This is a genomic window from Micromonospora globosa, assembly GCF_000717585.1.
Lineage (GTDB): Bacteria > Actinomycetota > Actinomycetes > Mycobacteriales > Micromonosporaceae > Micromonospora > Micromonospora aurantiaca.
Genome location: NZ_JNZR01000021.1, coordinates 67,735 through 78,778 on the forward strand (window position 1 = coordinate 67,735; position 11,044 = coordinate 78,778).

The 11,044-nt window shown below is 74.9% G+C and carries 8 protein-coding genes; 4 read left to right on the forward strand and 4 right to left on the reverse strand.

All coding sequences use genetic code 11. The features are described from left to right. Positions 1-75: 75 nt before the first annotated feature. Entirely contained in the window at positions 76-1,179 is a 1,104-nt protein-coding gene (locus IF06_RS0119880; RefSeq protein ID WP_036311177.1) for a winged helix DNA-binding domain-containing protein, read from the reverse strand. Positions 1,180-1,381: 202 nt separating this feature from the next. Further along, positions 1,382-1,873: a GNAT family N-acetyltransferase gene (locus tag IF06_RS0119885; RefSeq protein WP_030272756.1), complete on the reverse strand. Its 492-nt coding sequence runs from the start codon at positions 1,871-1,873 to the stop codon at positions 1,382-1,384. Between the two features lie 85 nt (positions 1,874-1,958). Between IF06_RS0119885 and wrbA the strand changes: the two genes are divergently transcribed. After that, a complete protein-coding gene (gene wrbA, locus IF06_RS0119890) occupies positions 1,959-2,576 on the forward strand; it encodes an NAD(P)H:quinone oxidoreductase (protein ID WP_030272758.1) in 618 nt (205 codons plus the stop codon). A 66-nt stretch (positions 2,577-2,642) separates the two neighbouring features. Here the strand turns inward: wrbA and IF06_RS0119895 are convergent, their stop codons facing one another. Next, on the reverse strand, positions 2,643-4,562 hold the full coding sequence (locus tag IF06_RS0119895) for a chorismate-binding protein (protein ID WP_030272760.1): 1,920 nt from the start codon (positions 4,560-4,562) through the stop codon (positions 2,643-2,645). Between the two features lie 259 nt (positions 4,563-4,821). On the opposite strand from IF06_RS0119895, the gene IF06_RS0119900 reads away from it, so the two are divergent. From IF06_RS0119900 to IF06_RS0119910, 3 genes are read left to right on the forward strand one after another with little or no spacing between them, the layout of a single operon-like run. Then, the gene (locus tag IF06_RS0119900) at positions 4,822-6,192 is read left to right on the forward strand and encodes an FGGY family carbohydrate kinase (protein ID WP_030272762.1); all 1,371 of its coding nucleotides are present in this window, start codon (positions 4,822-4,824) and stop codon (positions 6,190-6,192) included. A gap of 31 nt (positions 6,193-6,223) precedes the next feature. Continuing rightward, positions 6,224-8,881, forward strand: coding sequence for a nitrate- and nitrite sensing domain-containing protein (locus IF06_RS0119905; RefSeq protein ID WP_030272764.1), 2,658 nt, complete (start codon positions 6,224-6,226; stop codon positions 8,879-8,881). 5 nt (positions 8,882-8,886) lie between these two features. Then, positions 8,887-9,300 (forward strand): roadblock/LC7 domain-containing protein, encoded by a 414-nt coding sequence (locus tag IF06_RS0119910; RefSeq protein WP_196806755.1) that lies wholly within the window; start codon positions 8,887-8,889, stop codon positions 9,298-9,300. 46 nt (positions 9,301-9,346) lie between these two features. Here IF06_RS0119910 and IF06_RS0119915 read toward each other — a convergent pair whose 3' ends face one another. After that, positions 9,347-10,840 carry a GH1 family beta-glucosidase gene (locus IF06_RS0119915; protein WP_013287299.1) on the reverse strand — a complete coding sequence of 498 codons (1,494 nt, stop codon included), beginning with the start codon at positions 10,838-10,840 and terminating at the stop codon, positions 9,347-9,349. Positions 10,841-11,044: the final 204 nt, after the last annotated feature.

Below are 11,044 nucleotides of genomic sequence, written 5' to 3' on the forward strand. Positions count from 1 at the left end.
AACGCCATGGGTGCTTCGGCCCCGCTTTGACACCCATGGCGTTCCGCTCAGCGTGCCCGGTCCGCGGGGGCGTGGTCACCAGGAGTGGCGCAGCTCCAGGCTGAGGAAGCGGGCGTAAGCGGTGAGCGCGGCGTCCACCCGGGCGCGCAGCGCGGCGTCGAACGGCACGAGCTGCTGCACCTTCACCGTCACCGCCCTCGCGCCGAGCGTCCGCGTCCAGGTGCCGACCACGCGCCCGCCGCGCACCACAGTCGACCGGAACACCCCGTTGTTGCCCGGGACCACAGCGGCGGCGTGCGCCGGGTCGAGCATCAGCGAGCGGTCCTTGAAGCCGAGCAGGTATTCGTCGAAGCCGGGCAGCGTGTGCAGGTCGTCGACCGGCGCGCGGGGCGCGTCGAGCAGCGCGGTGTCGACCACTGCGGGCTCGCCGTCGACCTCGACCGGGGCGAGCAGGTCACCGGCCAGCGTGATCGCCCGGGTCGCGTCGGTGAGGGTCAGGCCGGTCCAGCGGGCCAGCTCGTGCCGGCTCACCGGGCCGTGGCCGCGTACGAAGCGGTGCGCCAGCAACGCCAGCGCCTCGTCCCGCTCCGGGCGGTGCGGCTCGGGCGCCCACTCGTCGAGCAGCGCGAACGTCTGCTCGGTGCCGACGTGCGGGGCGATGCAGGTGACGCCGCGCAGGCTGGTGAACAAGAGCAGGTGGTAGCCGCGCTGATCGCCCGTGTCCAGCCCGGCGGCGCGCAACGCGGCAACGCATCGGGCGCGGGTGAGCCGGCCGCCCCCGGTCAGCGCCGCGCCCAGCACGTCACAGGCCCGCTCGCCGTCGGCGACGGTCAGCCCGAGCTGCCGCCACCGACCGGCGATGCCCACAAGCGTCCGCACCCCGGTCAGCTCCAGCATCCACCGCGCGTCGCGCGCCGGGACCAGGTGCACGGTGCCGCGCATCGGCCAGGTGCGCAGCGCCTCGCGCCGCTCCAGCGCCGCGCGGACGTCGTCCTGGGTGGCGCCGGGAAGGCGTACGCCGAGCGACCACAGCCCGCTCGCCGCGTCCTGCGCCTGCATGGCGCCGAACCACTCGACCACGTCGGCGACGCCCCGCGGGCGGGTGGTGGGGTGCGGGCGCAACAGCAGGCCGGTCATGCGCAGCGCGAGCGCCTCGGCGCGGTTGAGGCGTACGGTCACGGGCGTCAGCGTAGGCCCGGGGTACGACAACGCGGCCCCTGATCGCGCTGCGCCGGCGGCGCTGCCGACACCAGCGCGATCCCCCGTTCAGGTTCCCGGCGCGGGGGCGGCCGCTGCGGCCGGCGCCGGTTCGACCAGCATCCCGTGTGAGCTGGGCCGGTACAGCGGTTGCCGGCGGAACTTGCGCAAATCTTGAGCCGGCTCAGTCCAGGCGCCGGTACATGACCAGCAGATCGACGTACCCCCGGGTGGGGTGCCGGAAGCCCTCCGGCACCCGGCCGATCACCTCGAAGCCCAGCGACCGCCACAGCTCGACGGCCCGTGTGTTCGTGGCCACCACGGCGTTGAACTGCATGGCGCGGTAGTCGTCGGCCCGGGCCGCGTCGAGCACGTACGCCGCCAGCGCCCGGCCGACGCCGCGCCCGGCGGCGGCCGGGGCGACCATGAACGAGGCGTTCGCCACGTGGTCGCCGGGACCGCCCTGGTTGGGCGCCAGCTTGGCCGAGCCGAGCACTGCACCGTCCGGCGCCACCGCGACCACCGTCCGCGCCGGCGGGGCCGGCATCCAGAGCCTGCGGGCCTGCTGCTCCGTGACGTCCCGGGGCCAGGTGTACGTCTCGCCGGCCGCCACGATCGCACGCAGGAACGGCCAGATCAGCGGCCAGTCGGCCGGCGTGGCGGTGCGGATCTCCACCCGGAGAGCATGCCACGCCCGGAGTTTGACGGAACAAGTAACGGGTAGTCGCCGGAGCTGACCCGAAACGAGGAGGGAACGTCTGATGGATGGCCAGGTCAAGGTCGCGGTGATCTATTACAGCGCGACCGGCATCACCTACCAGATGGCGCAGGCGGCGGTCGAGGCGGCGGGCGAGGCCGGCGCCGAGGTGCGTCTGCGCAAGGTACGTGAGCTGGCGCCCGACGAGGCGATCCGCTCCAACTCCGGCTGGCACGCGCACCGGCTGGAGACCCAGGACGTGATGGAGGCGCAGCCGGACGACCTGTCCTGGGCCGACGTGGTCATCATGGGTTCGCCGACCCGGTACGGCATGATCGCCGCCCAGCTCAAGCAGTTCATCGACACCACCGGCCCGCTCTGGGCAGCGGGCGCGCTCGCCGACAAGGTCTACAGCGGGTTCACCTCGACCGCGACGTTGCACGGCGGCCAGGAGGCGACGCTGCTGTCGCTGTACACGGTCTTCTACCACTGGGGCGGCATCGTGGTGACCCCCGGCTACACCGACCCGAGCCAGTTCGTCGCCGGCAACCCGTACGGCGCCTCGCACACCAGCAACAACGGTGAGGTCGCACCGGACCACGTGGCACTGGCGGCCACCGCGCTCACCGCCAAGCGGGCCGTGCTGATGGGCGCCGCGCTGAAGCGGGGCATGGCCGGCTGACCCGACTGGTGACCGGTGGCCGGACGGGGGCTCTCGAACCCGTCCGGACCACCGGTCGCCAGAGCCCTACCCGCGATCGGCCGCTCCATGCGCGCTCAGCGCCGGCCGGTCGAGCAGATGCCCGAGCAGGTCCGCCAGGACCCTCGTACCGTCCTGGCTGAGCACCGACTCCGGGTGGAACTGCACCCCGGCGAAGCCCGCGCCGCGCAGCGCGTGCACCGCGCCGTCGGCCGGGTCGCGGGACACCTCGACCGGGCCGTACGGGCCGGCCACCCGGTCGGCGTCGGCGAGCGCGGTGAAGCTGGCGTAGAACCCGACCCGGCGGGTCGTCCCGAACACCGGCACGTCCCGCGGCAACCCCTGGTACGGGGCGTCGCGGCGGTGCAGCGGCAGGCCCAGCAGCCCGGCGAGCAACTGGTGGCCCAGGCACACCGCGAGCGTCGGCCGGCCGGACGCGAGCAGCTCGGTCAGCAGCGTCCGCAGCGCCACCATCTTCGGCGCGGTCGCGTCCCGCGGGTCACCCGGCCCGGGGCCGACCACCACCAGGTCGTAGCCGTCCAGCGGGCCCGGGTCCGGCCAGTCCCGGCGGGTCACCGCCAGGCCCAGCGCGCCGAGCTGGTGGGCCAGCATGCCGGTGAACGTGTCCTCGCCGTCGACGATCAGCGCCCGGCGCCCGGCCAGCCCGCGCAGCGCGAGCGCGCCCGGTTCCCGCTGCTCCAGCCAGAACCGGGCCAGTGGGGCGTTGCGGGCGGCCAGCGCGGCGCGTACCTCGGGGTCGTCGGCGTACCGGACGGCCGGCTCGCCGGCGGAGCGCGGCGCGTCCGGGCCGAGACCCAGCGCGGCCAGCACACCGGCGGCCTTCGCGTGCGTCTCGGCCACCTCCCCGGCGGTGGTCGAGTGCCGGACCAGCGTCGCGCCGACCGGCACCCGCAGCGCGCCGGTGGGGGAGATCTCGGCGGTACGGATCAGGATCGGCGCGTCGAGCGTCTGCCGGCCCTGCTCGTCGCGGCCCAGCAGTGCGAGCACCCCGGCGTAGTAGCGCCGGCCGGTGCGCTCGTGTCGGGCGATCACCCGGCAGGCGTTCTCCATCGGGCTGCCGGTGACGGTGGGCGCGAACATGGTCTCCCGCAGCACGTCGCGTACGTCCCGGGAGCAGCGCCCGGCCAGCAGGTACTCGGTGTGCGCCAGGTGCGCCATCTCCTTCAGGTACGGCCCGACCACCTGGCCGCCGTGCTCGGCGACCACGGCCATCATCTTCAGCTCCTCGTCCAGCACCATGTACAGCTCCTCCACCTCCTTCTCGTCGTGCAGGAAGCGCAGCAGCTCAGCCCGGTCGACGGTCTCGCCCCGGTGCCGGAACGTGCCGCTGATCGGGTTCATCTCGACCAGCCCGTCGGCGACGCTGACGTGCCGCTCGGGGCTGGCGCCGACGAGGATGCGGGTGCCGGTGTGCACCAGGAACGTCCAGTACGCGCCCCGTTCGCGCAGCAGCAGCCGGCGCAGCGCGGCCAGGGCCGCCGCAAGCGGGTCGCCCTGCACTGTGGCGCGCATGGTGCGGTGGATGACGAAGTTCGCCCCCTCGCCCCGGCCGATCTCGTCGGCCAGCACCCGTTCCACGATCGCCGCGTACTCGTCGTCGGCGATGTCGAAGCCGGCGTCGCGGGTGCGCACCTCGGCGTCGGGCAGGTCGTCGAGCACTTCGGCCAGCGGTATCCGCCGGTGTGCCTCGACCGCCAGGAACTCCAGCGGCAGCCCGTCGTCGACGCACTCGAAACCGCGTTCGGTGACCTGCCGGAACGGCACCAGGGCCAGCGTGTGCGGACCGGCGCCGTCCTCGGGCAGCGGCAGGTCGGCGAGCCGGCCGGCGGTGCGTACCGGGCCGGTGAACAGGTCGACGTGGTCGGCGCCCTCGCGGCGGACGAGCGCGAACGGGCCGGGGTCGCGGCCGGCCGCGACGGCGGCGAGCGGGTCGGACAGGCGGGTCATCGGGTCTCCTCGGTGGGCCGGTGGCCGCCGGTGAAGGCGACCCGGGATGCCGGGGAAGACCGGCGGCCGCCTCGTCGGGCGGCCGCGTGGGGAAGCTACGCGCGGGGGTGGGCCGCCGGGTCGGCGGGCCACCAGCAGGACAGGTGCGCGGGCATGACGATCACTGTACGCGATCGGCAGGCGCCGTGGAACCCGATCGCGCGTCACCGGGTACGGATCTTGGCGTGACCGCCGGTCCCGCCGGGTAGGTTGACCGGCGATGGACATTCTCGCTCTGGACCTGGGCACCTCCTCGGTGCGCGGCCTGGTGCTCGACGCGGACGCCGTGCCGCGCCCGGGCGCGCTGGCCCGGCGCCGGGTGCGCCTGGTCACCGGGGACGACGGCAGCGGGACGCTCGACGGCCCGGCCTACCTGGCGTGCCTGGTGGAGTGCCTGGACGAGCTGGCCGCCGGCGGGCACCTGCGGGACGTGGACCTCGTGGCCACCTCCGCGCAGTGGCACTCGGTGCTGCCGGTGGCGCCCGACGGCACACCGTCGGGGCCGGTGCTGACCTGGCTGGACACCCGGCCGGAGCCGCTTCCCGGAGCGACCGGGCCGGCCGACCCGGCGGACTTCCACGGGCGTACCGGCACCTGGTGGCACCGCTGCTACTGGTCGGTGCGGCTGCCCTGGCTGCGTGAGCGCGTCGACGGGTCCGCCCGCTTCACGGGGCTCGCCGAGTACGTGCTCGGCACGCTGCTCGACGACGCGCCGATGTCGATCTCGCTGGCCTCCGGCACCGGGCTGCTCGATCTGCGCCGCCTGGACTGGGATCCGGAGGCGTGCGAGCTGGCCGGCGTACGCCCGGATCAGATGCTGCGGCTGGCCCCGGACGGCTGGCACGGCCGGCTGAACGCGGCGTACGCGCGGCGCTGGCCGCAGCTGGCCGGCGCGCGGTGGGCGCCGCCGGTCGGCGACGGCGCGGCCGCCAACGTCGGCTCGGGCTGCGTCGACCCGACCCGCGCGGCGGTGACAGTCGGCACCTCCGCGGCGGTCCGCATGATCCAGGCCGTGCCGGCCGGTGCGGAGCCGCCGCCGCTGCCGGAGCAGCTCTGGCGGTACCGGGTCGACCACAACCACGTGGTGACCGGCGCGGCGTACTCCAGCGGCGGCAACCTGTTCGCCTGGGCGGCGCGCGAGCTGCGGCTGCCGGACGGCGCGGAGCTGGAGGCGGCGCTCGATCGCGTCGCCGGTTCGGTGCGGGCGAACCCCCGCTTCGGCGGCGACCGGCCACCGGGGGTCGCCCCGGCGGGCTCGGGGGAGCTGCGCGGGCTCAGCTTCGGCACGACAGCCGTGGACATCCTGGCCGGGCTGATGAGCGGCCTGTGCCGGCTCGTCGCGGACGACCTGACGCTGCTGGAGGCCGGTATCGGCGAGCCGATGGAGGTGATCCTCGGCGGTGGGGCGCTGACCGCCTCGCCGTGGTGGCGCGGGGCGTTCCTCGACGTGCTCGCGCCCCGCCGGGTGTGCTGGCAACGCAACCCGGAGATCGGCGCCACCGGCGCCGCGCTCGTCGCGCTCGGCCGGCTCACGGAGGCGGACGAGATCGCCGGGATCGGCCGGACGGACGAGGCCGCCTCGCACGCGTGACCGTCCACCCGAGGCGCTGACCGTCCTGGTCATGCCGTCCGGGCGGCCGTTGACACCGACCGACGGCCTGATTGGATGGACTCCGCTCCCCGACGTGGTGGGGCGGGACGAGGAGGCAACCGTGGGCGCAGCTCCCGACCCGGCTCGCGGTGCGGCCCCTGCGCCGCACCGGCGGCGCTCCGGGTTCCGGCTGCGGGACTGGCGGATGGGAACCAAGCTCGCCACGGTGCTGGTGATCCCCTCTCTGGCGTTCCTCGTCCTGGCCGGCATCCAGACCCGAGGGCTGGTCGGGCAGACCACCACGCTGAGCGCCTTCGCCGAGCAGGTCGGCATCGGCCGGCAGATCTCCACCGCCGTCGACCGGCTCCAGCACGAACGGGACCGCACCGCGGGCGAACTGGCCGCGCTGCGCCGCGCCGGCACCGGCGCGGACCGGGACGCCGCGGTCGCCGCGCTCAAGCCGCTCCAGGAGGCCACCGACCGGGCGATGGCCGAGCTGCGCGCCGCCGCCGCGCCGCTGGCCGACGCGGACGCCGCCTGGCGGGTCTCCTACTCCGAGGCGCTCGAGGCGTACGACCAGGTGGTGAACATCCGGGCGGCGGTGGCGCCGGCGGTGCTCTCCAGCGACACCGTGCTGAGCAACTACCACCGGTCGATCGCGGCGCTGCTGAGCCTGCTGGCCGAGCCGTCGCCCGGCAGCGGCCGGCAGGAGCTGACCGAGGCGGTGCTGCGGTACGTGCAGCTGTCCCGGGTGAAGGAGCTGTCCTCCCGCATCCGCGCCGAGCTCTACGCCGCCGCCCGGTCCGGCCGGTACGAGGCCGACGACCAGGTGACGCTCAGCGACCTGCGGGCCCAGCAGCTCACCGCGCTCGGCGCGTTCCGGGTCGCGGCGACCGCCGACCAGATCCGCCGCTACGACCGCACCTCGGTCGACCCGGCCTTCGTCGCCGCGACCCGGTTGGAGGAGCGGACGCTGCCCGGCGGTGACGCGAAGCCGGTCCTGCTCGACGCGACCCAGTGGTGGGCGGCCAGCGAGCAGCGGCAGGAGCTGTTCCGCCAGCTGGAGAGCGAGATCGTGGCCGACGCGGTACGCCAGGCCGACGACGCCAGCGCCCGCCAGCTGCGCGACACGCTGCTGGTGGCCGGCGGGATCGCCACTGTGCTCCTGGTCGCGGTGCTGATCTCGCTGCTGGTCGGCCGGTCGGTGGCCCGCGCCATGCGGCAGCTGCGCGGCCAGGCGCTGCGGATCGCGCAGGTGGACCTGCCGCTGACTCTGCAACGGCTGCGCACTGTGGACCGCCCGATCGGCGCGATCGACGTACCGCCCTCGGTGATCGACTCGCAGGACGAGATCGGCGAGCTGGCGGAGGCGTTCGTGGCGGTGCACCGCAGCGCCGTCGACGTGGCGGTCGAGCAGGCGATGATGCGGCGCAACGTCAACGCCATGTTCGTCAACCTGGCCCGGCGCAGCCAGGTGCTCGTCGAGCGGCAACTGGAACTGCTCGACGAACTCGAACGCGAGGAGAGCGACCCGGAACAGCTGGAGAACCTGTTCAAGCTCGACCACCTCGCCGCCCGTATGCGCCGCAACGACGAGAGCCTGCTGGTGCTCGCGGGCACGGAGTCGACCCGGCGGTGGAACCGCCCGGTGGGCCTGGGCGCGGTGCTGCTGGCCGCGAGCGCGGAGATCGAGCAGTACCAGCGGGTGCGCCACGAGAACCGGACCGACCTGCACGTCGTCGGGCACGCGGTGGGCGACCTGGTGCACCTGTTCGCGGAGCTGCTGGAGAACGCCACCGCCTTCTCCCGCCCGGACACCGCGGTGCGGGTGGTCGTCGAGCCCGACGGCCGGGGCGCGCTCGTGCAGATCGTCGACGAAGGGCTGGGCATGAGCCCGTCGGCGCTGGCCGAGGCGAACGCGGTGCTCGCCGAGCCGCCGGCCGCCGACGTGTCGGCCTCGGAACGGATGGGTCTGTTCGTGGTGAGCCACCTCAGCGCCCGGCACGGCGTACGGGTGCGGTTGAGCGCGGGCCGGGAGGGCCTGGTGGCCCGGGTGCGGATCCCGGTCGAGCTGCTGGCCGAGGCGCCCGCGCCGGAGGTGGTCCAGGCGACGCCGGCCCGGCTCGCGCGCGGGACGTCGCAGCCGGCGCTCACCGGCCCGGTCGCCGCGTCCGGTGCGCTCGCCGCGGCGACGGCCGAGCTGCCGGTGGCCGGCTGGCGTCCGGCGCCGGGCCGGCCCGCGGCGCTGCCGATGTCCCCGCTGACCGGGCGGCCGCTGGGTGACGGGACGGATGCCGGGGCCGCCGCGCCGTTGCCGGCCGCCGCGCCGGTGACCGTGCCGCGTCCCCGCCCGGGACGGGCCGAGGACGTGCTCACGCCGGACGCCGGCGCGGCCGGCGGCGGGTGGTTCAGCCGGCAGGGACCGGCCGCGCCGGCGCCGGGTGTGACGCCGGCACCGGCGGCGACGCCGGTGACCGGAGGGACGAACGAGCGGGGCCTGCCGGTACGCGTTCCGATGGCCCAGCTCGCCTCGGCCGCCCCGGCCGACCGTCCGGCGGTGCGGCACGAGCCGGACCCGGAGGCGGTCGGCGGCATGCTGTCGCGCCTCTACAGCGGGGTACGGCGGGCCGAGGCCGAGGAGACCACCGAGATGTACCTGCCGCGCGATGAAGGAGGACGACGACAGTGACGACGTTGAGCCAGGAGGCACGCGACCTGAGCTGGCTGGTGAACGCGTTCGCCGAGCGGGTTCCGGGGGTGGCGCACGCGGTGGTGGTGTCCTCCGACGGCCTCCTGGTGGCGATCTCGGCGCACCTGCCGCGCGACCACGCGGACAAGCTCGCCGCGGTGACCTCCGGCCTGATGAGCATCACCGCCGGGGCGGCCCAGATGTTCGACGGTGACGTCGTCAAGCAGACGGTGGTCGAGATGGGGCGCGGCTACTTCCTGGTGATGCAGATCCGGGACGGCTCGATCCTGGCCACGCTGGCCGGGGCGGACGCCGACATCGGCGTGGTCGGCTACGAGATGGCGCGGCTGGCCAAGCAGGCGGGCGAGATGCTCACCCCGGCGCTGCGCGCCGAACTCCAGCAGGCGCTGCCGCGCTGAGGTGACCGGTGCCCGGCCGGCGTCGCGCCGGCCGGGCAGCCGTGGCCTACAGACCGTTGCGGCGGATCACGTCGCGGTACCAGTGGGCGCTGCGCTTGAGCACCCGCCGCTGGCTCGCGTAGTCCACGTAGACCAGGCCCCAGCGCTGCTCGTACCCCTCGGCCCACTCGAAGTTGTCCAGCAGCGACCAGACGTGGTAGCTCTCCAGCGGCACCCCGTCGCCGACGGCCCGGTGCGCGGCGGCGAAGTGGTCGCGCAGGAAGGCGACCCGTCCGGCGTCGTCGACGTTGCCGTCCGGGCCGGGCACGTCGGGGCAGGGCAGGCCGTTCTCGGTGATGGTGATCGGCACCCGGCCGTAGTCGCGGGTGACCCGGGTCAGGATGTCGTACATGCCCTCCGGGTAGATCTGCTGCCACTCCGCCTCGGAGGTGGGCCACTTGCGGACCGTGCCGCCGTCGCCGGTGACGTAGATCGGCGTGTAGTACTGCACGGCGAGCAGGTCGACCGGACTGGAGATGATCTTCAGGTCGCCGTCGCGGACGCCGCGGACCATCCGGCTGTCCGGGCCGAGGTCGTCCAGCACGTCCTGCGGGTACGCGCCCTTGAAGATCGAGTCGAGGTAGAGGCGGTTCTCGTAGCCGTCGTGGAGCCGGGTCGCGGCGGCCGACTCGGCGGAGTCGTCGGCCGGGTAGCAGGGGTGCAGGTTGAGCGCCGGGCCGATCCGGCCGGTGAGGCCGGTGGCGCGCAGCGCCTGCACGGCGAGGCCGTGGGCGAGCTGCAGGTGGTGGGCGACCAGGTACGCCGCGTCCTCGTCGCGGATGCCCGGCGCATGGTGGCCCCAGATGTAGCCGTTCTGCACCACGGTCTTCGGCTCGTTGACGGTCAGCCAGACCGGCACCCGGTCGCCGAGGGCGCGGAACACCACGTCGGCGTACTCGGCGAAGCGCTCGGCGGTGTCCCGGTTCTCCCAGCCGCCGGCGTCCTGGAGGGCCTGGGGGAGGTCCCAGTGGAACAGCGTGGCCATCGGCGCAATGTCGCGCTCGTGCAGCCCGTCCACCAGGCGGCGGTAGAAGTCGAGGCCGCGCTGGTTGGGGCGGCCGGAGCCGTCGGCCTGGATGCGGGGCCAGGAGATGGAGAAGCGGTAGCTGCGCAGCCCCAGGTCGCGCATCAGGTCCAGATCCTGCGCGTACCGGTGGTAGTGGTCGGCCGCGACGTCGCCGGTGTCGCCGTTGCGGATCCGGCCCGGTGTGCGGCTGAAGGTGTCCCAGACGGACTCACCCCGCCCGTCCTCCTTCGCGGCCCCCTCGATCTGGTACGCCGAGGTCGCCGCACCCCAGGCGAAGCCGTCCGGGAAACGCAGCCCGCGGTCCGGCTCCGGGTCGGTGGTGCGCTCGGGCGGGCTGTCGCAGCCGCCGAGCGCGACTGTGGTTGCGGCGACCCCCGCCGCGGTGGTGCCGGCGAGCCCGGTCCGGGCCGCGCCGGCCGCGGTCGCGGACAGGGCGGCGCGGCGGAGCAGGCGCCGTCGGGTGAGTAACGACATGAGGTTTCTCCTCGGAGTGACGGGCCGCCCTGGGCCGGGAGCGCTCCCATCATAGCCAGGGAGCGGCCGGCCCCGATCCGGCGGTCGCGGCGAGGTGCGGCGCGGCCGGCGGGCGGCCGGAAAGTGGGTGGGCGGGGGCGTCGCTCGGGAACGTCGCTCGCGGCGGCGTGAGCGGCGAGGGGTGGGGCGGATAGCGAGAAAGGC

What these genes read in the sequence shown, in the direction of transcription:
- wrbA (WP_030272758.1), top strand. Translation starts at nt 1,959, where the DNA reads ATGGATGGCCAGGTCAAGGTCGCGGTGATCTATTACAGCGCGACCGGC.
- IF06_RS0119895 (WP_030272760.1), bottom strand. Translation starts at nt 4,562, where the DNA reads ATGACCCGCCTGTCCGACCCGCTCGCCGCCGTCGCGGCCGGCCGCGAC.
- IF06_RS0119900 (WP_030272762.1), top strand. Translation starts at nt 4,822, where the DNA reads ATGGACATTCTCGCTCTGGACCTGGGCACCTCCTCGGTGCGCGGCCTG.
- IF06_RS0119905 (WP_030272764.1), top strand. Translation starts at nt 6,224, where the DNA reads ATGCCGTCCGGGCGGCCGTTGACACCGACCGACGGCCTGATTGGATGG.
- IF06_RS0119915 (WP_013287299.1), bottom strand. Translation starts at nt 10,840, where the DNA reads ATGTCGTTACTCACCCGACGGCGCCTGCTCCGCCGCGCCGCCCTGTCC.